Raw genomic sequence first — 15,627 nt, 5'->3', positions numbered from 1 at the left:
TCCATGACCCCCCGCCACTTCCTCGTCGACACGGACCTCACCCAGCAGGAGCAGTCCGAGGTGCTCGAACTTGCGCTCGCCCTCAAGGCCGACCGCTGGGCCCACCGCCCCTACGCCGGACCGCAGACCGTGGCCGTCGTCTTCGACAAGACCTCCACCCGCACCCGGGCCTCCTTCTCCGCCGGGATCGCCGACCTCGGCGGCAACCCCCTGATGATCAACCCGGGGGAGTCCCAGCTGGGCAAGGAGAGCGTGGCCGACACGGCGCGCGTGTTCTCCCGCATGGTCTCCACGATCGTCTGGCGCACCTACGCGCAGTCCGGGCTCGAGGAGATGGCCGCCGCCTCGGACGTGCCCGTGGTCAACGGGCTCTCCGACGCCTACCACCCCTGCCAGATCCTCGCCGACCTGCTCACGGTCCGCGAGCACCGGGGCGACCCCGCCGGGCTGACCTTCGCCTACCTCGGGGACGCCGCCAACAACATGGCCCACTCCTACCTGCTGGGCGGGGCCACGGCCGGCATGCACGTGCGGGTGGCCGGGCCGCAGGGCTACCTGCCGGACCCCGACGTCGTCCGGGCCGCCGAGGAGCGGGCCGCCCGGACCGGCGGGTCGGTGCGGGTGACCACCGACCCGGCCGAGGCGCTCGCCGGCGCGGACGTGGTGTGCACCGACACCTGGGTGTCCATGGGCCAGGAGGCCGAGACCGAGGCCCGGGCCCGGATCTTCAGGCCCTACTGCGTGGACGCCGCCGCCATGGCCCGGGCCGATCCCGGAGCGCTGTTCCTGCACTGCCTGCCCGCCTTCCGGGGATCGGAGGTCGCCGCGGAGGTCATCGACGGCCCGCAGTCGGTCGTCTGGGACGAGGCCGAGAACCGGCTGCACGCGCAGAAGGCGCTGCTCGTGTGGCTCATGGCCCGGTCCGGGCGCTACGACCTCGGCGCCGCCCGCTCCCCGGGCCTGCCGGCATGAGCATCCCGGCGACCAAGACCGCCCGCCAGGCGCGGATCGTGGCCCTGGTGACCGGCGGCGCCGTCCACTCCCAGGCCGAGCTGGCGGCCCTGCTGTCCCAGGACGGCGTGCAGGTCACGCAGGCCACGCTCTCCCGCGACCTCGTCGAGCTCGGCGCCGTCCGGGTCCGGGACGGGTCCGGCGCCCTCGTCTACGCGGTGCCCCAGGCCGGGGCCGACCGCTCACCCGCCGCCGGGATCACCCAGGAGGTGCTCGACGCGCGGCTGGCGTCCCTGTGCCGGGAGCTGCTCGTCACGGCCGAGGCCAGCGCCAACCTCGTGGTGCTGCGCACCCCGCCGGGGGCCGCCCAGTACTTCGCCTCCGCCATCGACACCTCCGTGCTCCCGGCGGTGCTCGGGACCATCGCCGGCGACGACACGATCATGGTGGTCTGCCGGGAGGCCGACGGGGGCGAGGCCGTGGCCCGCCGGTTCCTGGACCTCGCCGACTGAGCCCCGCCCGCAGGTCCCCGCCCCTGTGCCGGTGGACGGGGTGGACGGACAGGGGAGGCCGGACGCGGACACGGGCCGGGCCCCGTCCGGTGGGGTGCAATGGCCACCACGTCGCCCGCTCCGGAAGGAACCCCGTCATGCCGGACCTGGCGTCCCTGCTCGCCGACACCGCCGCCCGCCACCCGGACCGCCCGGCCGTGGTGCTGGACGACCGCGTCCTCGGCTACGCCGAGCTCGACGCGTTCGCCGCCCGGGCCGCGGGGCTGCTGCACGCCACCGGGGTGCGCGCCGGGGACCGGGTGGCGCTCATCGCACCGAACGTCCCGCAGATGCCGATCGCGTACTACGGGATCCTGCGCGCCGGAGCCGCGGTCGTCCCGCTGAACCCGCTGCTCACCCCCCCCGGGAGCTGACCCACCACTTCCGCGACGCCGAGGTCGCCGCCGTGGTGGTGTGGGAGGCGATGGCGCAGGCCGCCCGGGCCGCGCTGGCCGACCTCGGGCTCGAGGTCCCCGTGCTCGAGCTCGGCGCCGGCCCCGGGCAGGAGCTCCCGGCGGCGGATCCGCTGCCCGGGGTGGTGGAGCGCGCGGCGGACGACATGGCCGTGCTGCGAGCGGACCGCGTCCTTCCCTTCGCTGCGGGCCGCGATCTCCGGCGGGGCCGCGCTGCCGGTCGAGGTGCTCCGGCGCTTCGAGGAGGCGTTCGGCACCCGCCTGCTCGAGGGCTACGGGCTGTCGGAGACCTCCCCGGTGGTGTGCTTCAACCGGTTCGAGGGCCCGCGCCGGCCGGGCTCCATCGGCACGGCGGTGCCCGGCGCGGACCTGCGGGTGCTGGACGACCGGGGGCGTGAGCTGCCGCGCGGGGAGGTGGGGGAGCTGGCCGTGGCCGGCCGCTACGTGATGGCCGGGTACTGGCGCGACCCCGCGGCCACGGCCGCCGTGCTGCGGGACGGGTGGTTCCGCACGGGCGACCTCGCCCGCGTGGACGAGGACGGCTTCTGCTCCATCGTGGACCGCAAGAAGGACATGGTCCTGCGCGGCGGCTACAACGTCTATCCCCGCGAGGTCGAGGAGGTGCTGTACGAGCACCCCGCCGTCTCGGAGGTCGCCGTGGTCGGCGTCCCGGACGCGGCGCAGGGGCAGGAGGTCGCGGCGTTCGTGGTGCTCACGACCGAGCCCGCCGCGGACGGCGAGCGCCTGGTGCCCGAGCTGCGCTCCTGGGTGCGCGAGCGCCTGGCGGCCTACAAGCGCCCACGGCTCCACCGGATCGTCGGATCCCTGCCGAAGGGGCCCACCGGGAAGATCCTCAAGCGCGAGGTGGAGCGGCTGGGCTAGCGGCCGGCGTACTCCTCGAGCACCGGGAGCAGGTCGGCGCGCTCGAAGACCCGGGCGAAGTCGGCGGCGGAGTGGGCGCCGGCCGTCTGGGAGGCGCCGGCCTCCAGCAGTGCCCGGACGACGGCCTCGTTGCCCCGGAAGACAGCGCTCAGCAGCGCGGTCTGGCCGTTGTCGTTGACCCGGTCGGGATCCGCCCCCGCCTCGAGCAGCGCCGCGACGGTGTCCTCCTGCTGGTGGTAGGCGGCGAGGATGAGCAGGGTGTCGCCCTTGCCGTTGGTGAGGTTCACCGGGACACCGGCGCGCACGGCGGGCAGCAGCTCCTCGGTGCGGCCCTCCCGAGCCATGTCGAAGAGGGTGAGCACGTAGGCCATCTCCTCCTCGGTGAGCTGGGGGGCGGCCGGATCCTGGGGCGGCTGGGGGGTCTCGGTCACGGCGGGTCCTTACGGGTCGGCGGGCAGGTGCTGCTCGGGCAGTTTATCGGGGCCGGCGGCACTCGGGCACATCGCGGTATCCGGGTCTTGACGTTGCAGTAACTGCCTGGCACGCTCGTGTGACACAGCTCACCCCGCCCGTTCCTCGCGCCGGTGCCCGCGCACCGGGGATCCGGAGTCCCCATGACCAATCTCGCCACCCTCCTCACCGACTCGGCCGCCGCGGCCCCCGACGCCCGGGCGATCGTGCTCGACGACCGGGTGCTGAGCTACCGGTCCCTCGACGACCTCTCCGCGCGGGTGGCCTCGATGCTCTGCGCCCGCGGCATCCGGCCGGGTGACCGCGTGGCGATGATCCTGCCCAACGTCCCGCACATGCCGATCGCCTACTACGGCATCCTCCGCATGGGCGGCGTGGTCGTGCCGCTCAACCCCCTGCTCAGCCCCCGGGAGCTGGCCTACCACTTCCAGGACGCCGAGGTCTCCCTCGTGCTGGTCTGGGAGGCCATGGCCGAGGCCACCCGCACCGCTGCCGCGCAGCTGGAGCGGGAGGTGCCCGTGGTCGAGGTGACCGCCGCCGGGACGCTCCAGAGCCTCGGCGAGGTGCCGCCGATGCCGGAGCTCGCCGAGCGGGCCGACGACGAGCCCGCCGTCCTGCTCTACACCTCCGGGACCACGGGCCGGCCCAAGGGCGCGGTGCTCACCCACCACAACCTGCGGACCAACGCGGAGCTCTCCGCGAGCCTGTTCAGCACGGGGCCCGGGGACGTCATGTTCGGCGGGCTGCCGTTCTTCCACGTCTTCGGCCAGACGGTGGCGCTCAACGGCGTCATCGCCTCCGGGGCCACGGTCACGCTGCTGCCCCGCTTCGATCCCGCCAAGGCCCTGGAGATCCTCGTCCGCGACGAGGTGACGATCTTCGCCGGAGTGCCCAGCATGCACATCGCGCTCCTGCACGCCGCCGGCGAGGGACCCGTCGAGGTGCCGCAGCTGCGGGCGGGGGTGTCGGGCGGCTCCCCGCTGCCGGTGGAGATCCTCGAGCGCTTCGAGCGGGTCTTCGGGGCCCCCATCTACGAGGGCTACGGCCTGTCGGAGACCTCCCCGGTGGTGTGCTTCAACCAGGAGGCGCACGGCCGCAGGCCGGGGTCCATCGGGACCGTGGTGCGCGGGGCGCAGCTGCGGGTGGTCGACGACCGGGACGAGGACGTCCCCGTCGGCGAGATCGGGGAGCTCGTGGTGGCCGGCGAGTACGTGATGGCCGGCTACTGGCGCAACCCCGAGGCCACCGAGGCGGCGATCCGCGACGGCTGGTTCCACACGGGCGACCTCGCCCGCGTGGACGAGGACGGCTTCTACTACATCGTGGACCGCAAGAAGGACATGGTGCTGCGCGGCGGCTACAACGTGTACCCCCGGGAGATCGAGGAGGTCATCTACCAGTTCCCCGGGATCGCGGAGGCTGCCGTGGTCGGAGTGCCGGACGAGACGCTGGGCGAGGAGGTCGCGGCCGTCGTGGCCTTCCTCGACGTCCCGGAGGCCGGGACGGAGGCCAGGATCGACGAGCTGGACGCCTTCGTGCGCGAGCGCGTGGCCAAGTACAAGCACCCGCGCTACTACAAGGTGGTCGACGAGCTGCCCAAGGGCCCGACCGGCAAGATCCTCAAGCGCTCCCTCGACCTGGAGGGCGCCGGGCGCCGCGGCTGATCCCGGTACGCCGGAGGGCCCGACCGCGCATTGCGGTCGGGCCCTCCTGCTGCTGCCCCCGGCGCTGCGCCGGCGGCACCGATCCGGCCGGGGCCCGCGCGGGGCCCCGGCCCGTGGATCAGTTGGCCATCATGGCCGGGTTCGCCTGGGGCTCGCGCTCCACGGACACGTGCTCGTTGGGCACGCAGTGGGTCATGGTCAGACCCTCCACGCTGCGCGGGCCGTTGTTGCCGAGGTTGGCCACGCGCTGCTGCTCCTCCTCGGTGAGGCGCTGGGTGGGCAGCGGGCCCAGGTCCTTGACGTCCTCGAGGGACACGCCGACGCCGTCGCCCACGCGGCGGCCCATCTCGTTCTCGACCATGTAGAAGTGCCAGACCATGCGCTCCTGGATCGGGCGGTCGCACTGGGACAGCGCGTCGACCAGGTTGGCGATGAGCTCCTCCTTCTCCCAGTCCTCCTGGAGCTGGAAGCGCTCGCCGGCCTGCTTGTAGTCGTTGGTCCGCTCGATCTGGGCGCGGGTCAGGCGCGCGTTGATCTGCGGGCCGACCTCGGGCCGGTACCCCTCGGGCTTCGGGGTCTCCTGGACGCCGCCGATGATGGACGGCTCGTAGTTCACGTGCGGGTTCTGCCCCGGAGCGTGGTCCACGGCGTAGGCCATCTGGCCGTCGCGCTGGTTGGTGGCCACCGGCGTCTTCGGCGCGTTGACCGGCAGCTGCAGGTAGTTCGGGCCCACGCGGTAGCGCTGGGTGTCCGAGTAGGAGAAGGTGCGGCCCACGAGCATCTTGTCGTCGGAGAAGTCCAGCCCGTCCACCAGCACGCCCGTGCCGAAGGCGATCTGCTCGTTCTCCGCGAAGAAGTTCTCCGGGTTGCGGTTCAGCACCATGCGCCCGACCGGCTTCGGCGGGAACAGCTCCTCCGGCCACACCTTGGTGTCGTCCAGCGGGTCGAAGTCCAGCTCGGGGTGGTCGTGGTCCTCCATGACCTGGACCTGCAGCTCCCACTCGGGGTAGTCGCCGGCCTCGATCGCGTCGTAGAGGTCCTTGGTGTGCGAGCCCAGGGTCTGGGCCTGGATGTTCGCCGCGTCCGCGGAGGTCAGCGACTTCACGCCCTGCTTCGGGATCCAGTGGTACTTGACGAGCACGGACTCACCGGCCGCGTTGACCCACTTGTAGGTGTTCACGCCGAAGCCCTGCTGGTGGCGGTAGTCCGCCGGGATCCCGCGCGGGGAGAACAGGATCGTGATCATGTGCATCGCCTCGGGCGACTGGCTCCAGAAGTCGAAGGCGCGGTTGGCCACGGAGGCCTCGAAGTTCACGGGGTCCGGCTTCTGGGAGTGGATGAAGTCGGGGAACTTGATGGCGTCGCGGATGAAGAACACCCCGAGGTTGTTGCCCACGAGGTCCCAGTTGCCGTCCTCGGTGTAGAACTTCACGGCGAAGCCGCGCGGGTCCCGGGCGACCTCGGAGGAGTCGCGGCCGCCGGCCACGGTGGAGAAGCGCAGGGCGACGTCGGTGCGCTTGCCGGCCTCCTGGAAGAGCTTGGCACGGGTGTACTTGGCGATGGGCTCGTCGCCGTACTGGCCGTAGGCCTCGAAGTAGCCGAACGCGGTGGTGCCGCGGGCGTGGACCACGCGCTCGGGGATGCGCTCGCGGTCGAAGTGGCTCATCTTCTCGAGGAACGCGTAGTTCTCGAGGGTCGCGGGCCCGCGCGAGCCGACGGTGCGGGTGTTCTGGTTGTCGTGGACCGGGTGGCCCTGACGCGTGGTGAGGGTCTGCTCGGGAACGTTCGTCATGGGGTTCCTCTCGGGGTAGGGACCGGGTGTGCGGCACGGCCGGGACACGAGGGCCCCGGCGTTGCGGGTGGGCTCGTCCGGCACGGACGGGACCGTGCTCCCAGTATGTCGGAAGCGCCGGGCTATTGCTAGCGATTCATAATTGCGGTGGGTCGCCGGTCGTCCGGCCCGGCGTGCCGGACCTCCAAATGCATAAATACAACCGAGCGTGTATAGTCATGCACAGAGACGGGGCCCACGCCGTGGCGCCCGGACCACCGACGAAGGAGAACACCGTGACCGAGCGCGTAGTGCTGGCCTACTCCGGAGGCCTCGACACCTCCGTGGCCATCGGCTGGATCGGCGAGGCGACCGGGGCCGAGGTCATCGCCGTGGCCGTCGACGTGGGCCAGGGCGGGGAGGACCTCGAGACCATCCGCCAGCGCGCCCTGGACTGCGGCGCCGTCGAGGCCTACGTGGCCGACGCCCGCGACGAGTTCGCGGCCGAGTACTGCATGCCCGCCCTGCAGGCCAACGCCCTGTACATGGACGCCTACCCGGTGGTCTCGGCGCTCTCCCGGCCGGTGATCGTCAAGCACCTCGTGGCCGCGGCCAAGCGCTTCGGCGCCTCGACCGTCGCCCACGGCTGCACGGGCAAGGGCAACGACCAGGTCCGCTTCGAGGTCGGCATCCAGACCCTGGGCCCGGAGCTCAAGTGCATCGCCCCGGTGCGCGACCTCGCCCTGACCCGCGACAAGGCCATCAACTACGCCGAGAAGCACGACCTGCCGATCGTCACGACCAAGAAGAACCCCTTCTCGATCGACCAGAACGTCTGGGGCCGTGCCGTGGAGACCGGGTTCCTCGAGGACATCTGGAACGCCCCGACCAAGGACGTCTACGACTACACGGACGACCCCACCTTCCCGCCCCCGGCCGACGAGGTCGTCATCAGCTTCAAGGGCGGCATCCCGGTGGCCCTGGACGGCCAGCCCGTCACCCCGCTGCAGGCCATCCAGGAGATGAACCGCCGCGCCGGCGCCCAGGGCATCGGCCGGATCGACATCGTCGAGGACCGGCTGGTGGGCATCAAGTCCCGCGAGGTCTACGAGGCCCCCGGCGCCATGGCCCTGATCGCCGCCCACCGCGAGCTCGAGAACGTCACGGTCGAGCGCGAGCAGGCCCGCTTCAAGCGCACCGTCAACCAGCGCTGGACGGAACTCGTCTACGACGGCCAGTGGTTCTCCCCGCTGAAGCAGTCCCTGGACGCCTTCATCCAGGACACCCAGAAGCACGTCGACGGCGACATCCGGATGACCCTGCACGCCGGCCAGGCCACCGTCACCGGGCGCCGGTCGAACACGTCCCTGTACGACTTCAACCTCGCCACCTACGACGAGGGGGACGCCTTCGACCAGTCCCAGGCCCGCGGGTTCATCGAGCTGTTCGGGATGTCCTCGAAGGTCGCGGCGTCCCGCGACCAGCGCCTCGCGGCCGAGGGCAAGTAGCGCGGGAGCACGTAGGCTCGTGCCGAGCAGGAACGGGCACGACGACGGAGGGCCCCATCCCGGCGGTGGGGCCCTCCGCGCACGCCGGGGGACCGCACCCGGTCCGCACCGACGGGACCGCCAGGACGGCAGAAACCGCCAGGACGGCAGAAGGAGAGACATGGCGCAGCAGGACAAGCACGGCACCAACGAGGGCGCGCTCTGGGGCGGGCGCTTCGCCGGGGGCCCGGCCGACGCCCTGGCGGCCCTGAGCAGGTCGACGCACTTCGACTGGCGGCTGGCCCCCTACGACATCGCGGGCTCGCGCGCGCACGCCCGGGTGCTGCACACGGCGGGGCTGCTGAACGGCGAGGAGCTCGAGGGCATGCTCGCGGCCCTCGACCGGCTCGAGGCCGACGTGCGCTCCGGCGCCTACACCCCCGCCCCCTCGGACGAGGACGTGCACGGCTCCCTCGAGAAGGGGCTGATCGAACGGGCCGGCCCCGAGCTCGGCGGCAAGCTGCGCGCCGGGCGCTCCCGCAACGACCAGATCGCGACGCTCGGGCGGATGTACCTGCGCGACCACGCCGCGATCATCGCCCGCAACGTGCTCGACGTGGTGCAGGCCCTCCTCGACCAGGCCAGGGCCCACCCCGAGGCGCCCATGCCGGGGCGCACCCACCTCCAGCACGCCCAGCCGGTCCTGCTGTCCCACCACCTGCTCGCCCACGCCTGGGCGATGCTGCGTGACGTCCAGCGGCTGGTCGACTGGGACGCCCGCGCCGCGGTGTCCCCCTACGGCTCCGGGGCCCTCGCCGGGTCCTCCCTGGGCCTGGACCCCGCGGCCGTGGCGGCGGAGCTGGGCTTCGACTCCGCCGTGCACAACTCCATCGACGGCACGGCCTCGCGCGACGTCTACGCCGAGTTCTCCTGGATCACCGCGATGATCGCGGTGGACATGTCGCGGATCTCGGAGGAGATCACCACGTGGGCCACCAAGGAGTTCTCCTTCGTCACCCTCGACGACGCCTTCTCCACGGGTTCCTCGATCATGCCGCAGAAGAAGAACCCGGACATCGCCGAGCTCGCCCGCGGCAAGGCCGGCCGGCTCATCGGCGACCTCACCGGACTGCTGGCCACGCTCAAGGGCCTGCCGCTGGCCTACAACCGGGACCTCCAGGAGGACAAGGAGCCGGTCTTCGACGCGATCGACCAGCTCGAGGTCCTGCTCCCGGCCGTCGCGGGCATGATCGGCACGCTGGACTTCAACACCCGGCGCATGGCCGAGCTCGCGCCCCAGGGCTTCGCCCTGGCCACCGACGTGGCCGAGTGGCTCGTGCGCCAGGGCGTGCCCTTCCGCGACGCCCACGAGATCGCCGGGGACGCGGTCCGGGTCTGTGAGCAGCGCGGGATCGAGCTCTGGGACCTCTCCGACGCCGACTTCGCGCAGATCTCCGCGCACCTGCACCCCGGAGTGCGGGAGGTCCTCACGGTCGGGGGCTCCCTGGCCTCGCGCAGCGCCCAGGGCGGCACCGCCCCCTCCGCCGTCGCCGCCCAGATCGGGGAGCTCGAGCGGCAGGTGGCCGAGGTCGCCGTGTTCTCGCGGCGGGCCCCGATCGTCGCCGGATGAGGCCCGGGGCGCGCGTGGACGGGACAGCGCTGCTCGCGCTGCTCTCGCGGCCGGCCCCCGAGGTCGCGCCGCGGCTGCTCGGCGGGCTCTTCGGCCACCGCGGCGAGGACGGCGCCGTGGTCGTGCGGATCACGGAGATCGAGGCCTACGGCGGGCCGGCCGGGTCCGACCTGCCGGACCCCGGCGCGCACACCTGGGGCGGCCGCACCGCGCGCAACGCCTCGATGTTCGGCCCGCCGGGCCACGTCTACGTGTACTTCACCTACGGCATGCACCACGCGGTCAACCTCGTCTGCCGGCCCGAGGGCGCGGCGGGCGGATGCCTGGTGCGGGCCGGTGAGGTCGTGGAGGGCGCCGAGCTGGCCCGCGCCCGCCGCGCCCGGGGCCGGTCGAGCCCCGTGCCCGACGCCGGACTGGCCCGCGGTCCCGGCAACCTGGCCAAGGCGCTGGGGATCGACCTCGGCCACGACGGCGCCGCGCTCGCGGCCGGGGACCCCGCCGCGGCCGGCTTCTTCCTGGTCCCGCCCGAGGGTGGGCAGCAGCCGCCGGTGGCCTCGGGCCCGCGCACCGGCGTGTCCGGGCCGGGGGGAACTCCCGAGTTCCCCTGGCGCTGGTGGATCCCGGGGGAGCCCTCCGTCTCCCCGTACCGTGCCGCCGTCCCGCGCCGGCGCCGCTGAGTCCGGCGGCCGGGCTCGGCGGACGCGCGGGACCGCTAGCATGACGTGCGTGAGCGAATCCGTTGAGCAGATGATCGAGCGCCTGTGCGTGAAGATCCCCGACTACCCGGAACCGGGGGTCCTCTTCCGGGACCTCACGCCCCTGTTCGCGGACGCCGCCGGCTTCCGGCGGACCATCGACGCCCTGGTCGACGCGTTCCGCGGCCAGTTCGACTACGTGGCCGGGATCGAGGCGCGCGGCTTCCTCATGGCCGGGGCCGTGGCCTACGCCGCCGGCGTGGGTCTGATCCCGGTGCGCAAGGCCGGGAAGCTGCCCCGCGAGACCTTCCGCGAGGAGTACGTCCTCGAGTACGGCTCGGCGGTGCTGGAGATCCACACGGACGACGTGCCCCGCGGCGCCCGGGTGCTCGTGCTGGACGACATCCTGGCCACCGGCGGCACCCTCGGCGCCACCGCCCAGCTGCTGCACCGGGCCGGCCTGCACGTCGCCGGGTTCGGACTGGTCATGGAGCTCACGGACCTGCGGGGCCGGAGCCGCCTCGGCGGCCACCGTGTCCGGGCCCTGTACCGCGTCTGACCGGTAGTGTCGTCCCCGGCGTTGCTCCCGTTACGCAACCTGCGGCGGCGCGAGCGTGGGATCGCAGGGCGTACCGGTAGAATCGATGGTCTGTTCGATCCGGAACGAGGTGTCCACCCATGGCAGAGACTGTCGCCACGATGGCGGCCGAGCAACTTGCTGTCGAGCGCGCGTACGTCGCGATGCTCTACGACCGGCTCGACGAGCTGCGGGCCGAGAAGACGGCGGAGCTCGCGGCCGTGCGCCGCAGCGAGTCGGCCGGCAACCACCAGAACCGTGCGGAGCGCGACGCCTTCGCCTCCCACTACGAGGACCGCCTCGCCCAGCTGGAGGCCGTCGACCACCGGCTCGTCTTCGGCCGGCTGGACACGCACGAGGGCGACCGCCGCTACGTCGGGCGCATCGGCCTGGCCACCCAGGACCACCAGCGGCTCATGGTCGACTGGCGTGCCCGGGAGGCCGCCGCCTTCTACCAGGCGACCGCGCAGAACCACATGGGCATCCGCCGGCGCCGGCACCTGATCCTGGAGGGCCGCGACGTCGCCGCCCTGGAGGACGACGTGCTGGACCCGGAGATGCTCGACGACGAGGGCGTGCTCCACGGGGAGGGCGCCCTGCTCGCGGCCCTGAACCAGAAGCGCACCGGGCGGATGTCCGACATCGTCGCCACGATCCAGGCCGAGCAGGACAAGATCATCCGCGCCCCGCTGCCGGGCGTGCGGGTCGTCCAGGGCGGGCCCGGCACGGGCAAGACCGCCGTGGCGCTGCACCGGGCCGCGTACCTGCTCTACGAGCACCGGGAGCGGCTGCGCAAGGCCGGGGTGCTCATCGTGGGCCCGTCGTCGTCGTTCCTCTGGTACATCGAGCGCGTGCTGCCCGCGCTGGGGGAGACCGGCGTGGTCATGTCCTCGCTGGCCGAGCTGTTCCCGGGCGTCGCCGCCGTCCCGGAGCGGGACCCCCGGACCGCCCGGCTGAAGTCGGGCCTGGACATGGCCGACGTCATCGCCCGTGCCGTGCGCGACCGGCAGAAGGTCCCCGCCCAGGCGCAGGTGCTGCGCGTCGACACGCACCGGGTGACGCTGACCCCGCGCACCGTCAAGCGTGCCCGGGACCGGGCCCGCGCCACGGGCAAGCCGCACAACGAGGCGCGCAACACCTTCGTGAAGATCGTGCTGCGCGAGCTCACCGAGCAGCTCGGCGAGCACCTCAACACCACCAGCGGCAACGTGATGGACCGCTCCTACCTCGCGGAGGACATCCGGCAGGCCCGGGACGTGCGGATCGCCCTGAACCTCGCGTGGATGCCGCTGTCCCCGCAGACGCTGGTCGACCAGCTGTTCAGCAAGCGGCACTACCTCGAGTCGGCGGCCCCGCACCTGGACCCCGCCCAGGTCGAGGCGCTGCTGCGCCCGGCCGGCAGCCCGTTCACGGTGGCCGACGTGCCGCTGCTGGACGAGGCCGCCGAGCTGCTGGGCGACCTCGAGCAGGCCGGGGTGCGCCGGCGGGCCGAGTCGGAGCGCGAGCAGCGCAAAGCCACGGACAACGCCGAGCGTGCGCTGCAGAACATGCACCAGAGCCTCGAGGACGTCGGCGCCGACGGCATCGTCACCGCCTCCCAGCTGACGGACTTCAACGCCGCGAGCCAGCACCGCATGACCGCGGCCGAGGCGGCCACCGCCGACCGCACGTGGGCCTACGGGCACGTCGTCGTCGACGAGGCGCAGGAGCTGTCCCCGATGCAGTGGCGGGTGCTGATGCGCCGGTGCCCCATGAAGTCCTTCACCGTGGTCGGGGACATCGCCCAGGCCGGCTCGGCCACCGCGGCGCACAGCTGGGGGGACGCCCTCGAGCCGTTCGTGGGGGAGCGCTTCGTCCTCGACGAGCTCACGGTGAACTACCGCACGCCGGCCGCGATCGCGGAGGCCGCCGTCGACGTCGCCCGCGCCGCCGGCCTGGACATCTCCGCGCCGCGGGCCGTGCGCGAGGGCGAGCCGCCGCTCGTCAGCCGGGTCGGCCCCGCCGAGGTGGTCGGGACCGTGCTCGACCACGTCCGGTCCGAGCTCGAGCTCGTCAACGGGGGACTCGTGGCCGTGATCGTGCCCGAGGACCGCGTGCCCGAGATCGGCGCCGCCCTGGCCGAGGAGATGCCCGGACTGGTCGGCGCCGGGGTGCGCCGCCTGGACCGGCAGGTCGTGGTGCTCTCCGCCTGGGACGCGAAGGGCCTGGAGTTCGACTCGGTCGTGCTGCTGGAGCCGCAGGCCCTGCTGGACGAGGTCGGCGGCGGGGTCGGCAACCTGTACGTGGCCATGACCCGCCCCACCCAGCGCCTGCGCATCGTCACGGCCGCCGGGCTGCCCGCCGGTCTCGACCGCTTCTGAGCCCGGACCGGGGACAGGGCGCGGACGGGATGCCCGTCCGCGCCCTGGTACCTTGGAATCCGTGTCGAACGCAATTGATCTGAACTCCCAGCACAACGACCCGGCCTTCGCCAACATCTGGCAGGAGCTGCAGTGGCGCGGCCTGGTGCACGTGTCCACCGACGAGTCCGCGCTCGAGAAGTCGCTGTCGGAGGAGAAGGTCACCTATTACTGCGGGTTCGACCCCACCGCCGCGTCCCTGCACCTGGGCCACCTGGTCCAGCTGCTCCTCATGCGCCGGCTCCAGCTGGCCGGGCACCACCCGATCGGGCTGGTGGGCGGGTCCACCGGGCTGATCGGCGATCCCCGGCAAACGTCCGAGCGGGTCCTGAACTCCAAGGAGACCGTGGCGCAGTGGGTGGACCTGCTGCGCGGGCAGGTCGAGCGATTCCTCTCCTTCGAGGGGGAGAACCGGGCGGTGATGGTCAACAACCTCGACTGGACCTCCCAGCTGTCGGCCATCGACTTCCTGCGCGACATCGGCAAGCACTTCCGGGTGGGCACGATGATCAAGAAGGAGATCGTCGCCAAGCGGCTGAACTCGGACGAGGGCATCTCCTACACCGAGTTCAGCTACCAGATCCTGCAGGGCCTGGACTACCTCAACCTCCACCGCGAGCACGGCTGCACCCTGCAGACCGGCGGCTCCGACCAGTGGGGCAACCTCACCGCCGGCACCGAGCTGATCCGCAAAGTCGAGGGCGCGGCGGTCCACGCGATCGGGACGCCGCTGATCACCAACTCGGACGGCACCAAGTTCGGGAAGTCCGAGGGCAACGCGGTGTGGCTGGACCCGGAGCTCACCTCGCCGTACGCCTTCTACCAGTTCTGGCTCAACACCGCCGACGCCGACGTGGTGGACCGGCTGAAGGTCTTCACCTTCAAGTCCCGCGCGGAGATCGAGGAGCTGGCCCGCCGGACCGAGGAGGAGCCCTACCGGCGCGAGGCCCAGAAGGTGCTGGCCTGGGAGGTCAACTCGCTGGTGCACGGGGTCGAGGCGACCGAGAAGGCGATCGCGGCCTCGGCTGCGGTCTTCGGCCGCGGTGAGCTGGGCCAGCTGGACGCCGGCACCCTGGAGTCGGTGGCGCGCGAGCTGCCCGGGGCCAGCGTGGAGGCCGGCCGGCTGCAGGTGGCCGACCTGCTGGTGGCCACCGGCCTGTCCGAGTCGAGGTCCGCCGCACGCCGCACCCTCAAGGAGGGCGGGGCCTACGTCAACAACGAGAAGGTCGTCGGTGAGGACGCCGAGCTGGCCCCGGACCAGCTCCTGCACGGACGCTGGGCCCTCCTCCGCCGGGGCAAGAAGCACCTCGCCGCGGTGACCGTGCGCCCCTGACCCACGGCCGTCCGCAGCCGGCGCCCCGTCTGCGAACCGCGTTTGCGGCGCCCCGGACGGGGGTGTAATGTTCATCGAGTCGTCAGGCGGGGCCGAGAGGCCTGCCGGCGACAGTCCCGCAAAGAGCAGCCCGGCCGAGTGCCGAGTCAAGTTCATGCGGGAACGATCGTCCGAACGGGACCGGTCGGGGGCCAGCGTGAAGTTGACACTCCGAAGACGAGCCGCGTAGGATGGATGAGCTTCCTCAGGCTGGGAACACTGGTTCCGGGACCGGGAGGCACGGATAAGATTCCACTCACGAGTTTCGGGGCCTTGGGGGTCCTGGTTCTTGGTCTGTTGTTTGAGAACTCAATAGTGTGCCATGTTTGTTGATACCAAATGTTTTGTTTGGTTGATGGATTGCCTGTGTCCCGCCTCCGTGGGGTGTGGGTGGTCTTTTTCGGCCTGGATCGCTCGCCGGCCCTGTGTTGTCGGGGTGGGTGGGTTTGTTTTTCTGTTTTTTTGACGGAGAGTTTGATCCTGGCTCAGGACGAACGCTGGCGGCGTGCTTAACACATGCAAGTCGAACGATGATCTCCCGCTTGCGGGGGTGATTAGTGGCGAACGGGTGAGTAATACGTGAGTAACCTGCCCTTGACTCTGGGATAAGCCTGGGAAACCGGGTCTAATACTGGATACTACTTCCTGCCGCATGGTGGGGGGTGGAAAGGGTTTTACTGGTTTTGGATGGGCTCACGGCCTATCAGCTTGTTGGTGGGGTAATGGCTCACCAAGGCGACGACGGGTAGCCGGCCTGAGAGGGT

Annotated in this window: 13 protein-coding genes and 1 rRNA gene; 12 read left to right on the top strand and 2 right to left on the bottom strand. The window is 72.0% G+C overall.

Annotation, left to right across the window (positions count from 1 at the left end; all coding sequences use genetic code 11):
* Positions 1 to 3: 3 nt before the first annotated feature.
* The 4 genes from argF (at position 4) to PU704_RS19995 (ending at position 2,797) form a co-directional block, all read left to right on the top strand.
* Positions 4 to 972 carry an ornithine carbamoyltransferase gene (gene argF / locus PU704_RS08190; RefSeq protein WP_369821340.1) on the top strand — a complete coding sequence of 323 codons (969 nt, stop codon included), beginning with the start codon at positions 4 to 6 and terminating at the stop codon, positions 970 to 972.
* Entirely contained in the window at positions 969 to 1,463 is a 495-nt protein-coding gene (locus PU704_RS08185) for an arginine repressor (protein WP_047803986.1), read from the top strand. Before argF ends, PU704_RS08185 begins: the two co-directional genes overlap by 4 nt.
* Positions 1,464 to 1,600: 137 nt before the next feature.
* The gene (locus tag PU704_RS20000; protein ID WP_338130223.1) at positions 1,601 to 1,876 is read left to right on the top strand and encodes an AMP-binding protein; all 276 of its coding nucleotides are present in this window, start codon (positions 1,601 to 1,603) and stop codon (positions 1,874 to 1,876) included.
* Between the two features lie 147 nt (positions 1,877 to 2,023).
* Entirely contained in the window at positions 2,024 to 2,797 is a 774-nt protein-coding gene (locus PU704_RS19995) for an AMP-binding protein (RefSeq protein ID WP_338130225.1), read from the top strand.
* Here PU704_RS19995 and PU704_RS08175 read toward each other — a convergent pair.
* Positions 2,794 to 3,228 carry an ankyrin repeat domain-containing protein gene (locus tag PU704_RS08175; protein WP_277550963.1) on the bottom strand — a complete coding sequence of 145 codons (435 nt, stop codon included), beginning with the start codon at positions 3,226 to 3,228 and terminating at the stop codon, positions 2,794 to 2,796. The genes PU704_RS19995 and PU704_RS08175 overlap by 4 nt on opposite strands.
* A gap of 183 nt (positions 3,229 to 3,411) precedes the next feature.
* Here PU704_RS08175 and PU704_RS08170 point away from each other — a divergent pair, with 183 nt between their 5' ends.
* Positions 3,412 to 4,932, top strand: a complete 1,521-nt coding sequence (locus tag PU704_RS08170; RefSeq protein ID WP_277550962.1) for a long-chain-fatty-acid--CoA ligase — start codon at positions 3,412 to 3,414, stop codon at positions 4,930 to 4,932.
* 118 nt (positions 4,933 to 5,050) lie between these two features.
* Here PU704_RS08170 and PU704_RS08165 read toward each other — a convergent pair whose 3' ends face one another.
* Positions 5,051 to 6,724: a catalase gene (locus tag PU704_RS08165; protein ID WP_277550961.1), complete on the bottom strand. Its 1,674-nt coding sequence runs from the start codon at positions 6,722 to 6,724 to the stop codon at positions 5,051 to 5,053.
* Between the two features lie 275 nt (positions 6,725 to 6,999).
* Here PU704_RS08165 and PU704_RS08160 point away from each other — a divergent pair, with 275 nt between their 5' ends.
* The 7 genes from PU704_RS08160 to PU704_RS08130 all read left to right on the top strand — a co-directional run.
* Entirely contained in the window at positions 7,000 to 8,211 is a 1,212-nt protein-coding gene (locus PU704_RS08160; protein WP_047802156.1) for an argininosuccinate synthase, read from the top strand.
* Between the two features lie 160 nt (positions 8,212 to 8,371).
* On the top strand, positions 8,372 to 9,820 hold the full coding sequence (argH, locus tag PU704_RS08155) for an argininosuccinate lyase (protein WP_075871056.1): 1,449 nt from the start codon (positions 8,372 to 8,374) through the stop codon (positions 9,818 to 9,820).
* Positions 9,817 to 10,497: a DNA-3-methyladenine glycosylase gene (locus tag PU704_RS08150; protein ID WP_380112571.1), complete on the top strand. Its 681-nt coding sequence runs from the start codon at positions 9,817 to 9,819 to the stop codon at positions 10,495 to 10,497. The genes argH and PU704_RS08150 overlap by 4 nt, the downstream gene beginning before the upstream one ends.
* Positions 10,498 to 10,567: 70 nt before the next feature.
* Complete coding sequence (locus PU704_RS08145; protein ID WP_187347234.1) at positions 10,568 to 11,074, top strand: adenine phosphoribosyltransferase; 507 nt, start codon at positions 10,568 to 10,570, stop codon at positions 11,072 to 11,074.
* A 119-nt stretch (positions 11,075 to 11,193) separates the two neighbouring features.
* Positions 11,194 to 13,452: a HelD family protein gene (locus PU704_RS08140; RefSeq protein WP_277550958.1), complete on the top strand. Its 2,259-nt coding sequence runs from the start codon at positions 11,194 to 11,196 to the stop codon at positions 13,450 to 13,452.
* 61 nt (positions 13,453 to 13,513) lie between these two features.
* Positions 13,514 to 14,824 (top strand): tyrosine--tRNA ligase, encoded by a 1,311-nt coding sequence (gene tyrS, locus PU704_RS08135; RefSeq protein ID WP_277550957.1) that lies wholly within the window; start codon positions 13,514 to 13,516, stop codon positions 14,822 to 14,824.
* A 501-nt stretch (positions 14,825 to 15,325) separates the two neighbouring features.
* Positions 15,326 to 15,627 (top strand): 16S ribosomal RNA (locus PU704_RS08130); the annotation flags it as partial.

The organism is Kocuria oceani (genome assembly GCF_029524215.1).
Lineage (GTDB): Bacteria > Actinomycetota > Actinomycetes > Actinomycetales > Micrococcaceae > Kocuria > Kocuria oceani.
Note: the sequence above shows the minus strand (reverse complement) of the source record. Positions and strands in the feature narration are given on the sequence as shown.

Bases quoted from the DNA above. Each gene is read 5' to 3' on its own strand.
- argF (WP_369821340.1), top strand. From the start codon at position 4: ATGACCCCCCGCCACTTCCTCGTCGACACGGACCTCACCCAGCAGGAG.
- PU704_RS08185 (WP_047803986.1), top strand. From the start codon at position 969: ATGAGCATCCCGGCGACCAAGACCGCCCGCCAGGCGCGGATCGTGGCC.
- PU704_RS20000 (WP_338130223.1), top strand. From the start codon at position 1,601: ATGCCGGACCTGGCGTCCCTGCTCGCCGACACCGCCGCCCGCCACCCG.
- PU704_RS08170 (WP_277550962.1), top strand. From the start codon at position 3,412: ATGACCAATCTCGCCACCCTCCTCACCGACTCGGCCGCCGCGGCCCCC.
- PU704_RS08165 (WP_277550961.1), bottom strand. From the start codon at position 6,724: ATGACGAACGTTCCCGAGCAGACCCTCACCACGCGTCAGGGCCACCCG.
- argH (WP_075871056.1), top strand. From the start codon at position 8,372: ATGGCGCAGCAGGACAAGCACGGCACCAACGAGGGCGCGCTCTGGGGC.
- PU704_RS08150 (WP_380112571.1), top strand. From the start codon at position 9,817: ATGAGGCCCGGGGCGCGCGTGGACGGGACAGCGCTGCTCGCGCTGCTC.
- PU704_RS08145 (WP_187347234.1), top strand. From the start codon at position 10,568: ATGATCGAGCGCCTGTGCGTGAAGATCCCCGACTACCCGGAACCGGGG.
- PU704_RS08140 (WP_277550958.1), top strand. From the start codon at position 11,194: ATGGCAGAGACTGTCGCCACGATGGCGGCCGAGCAACTTGCTGTCGAG.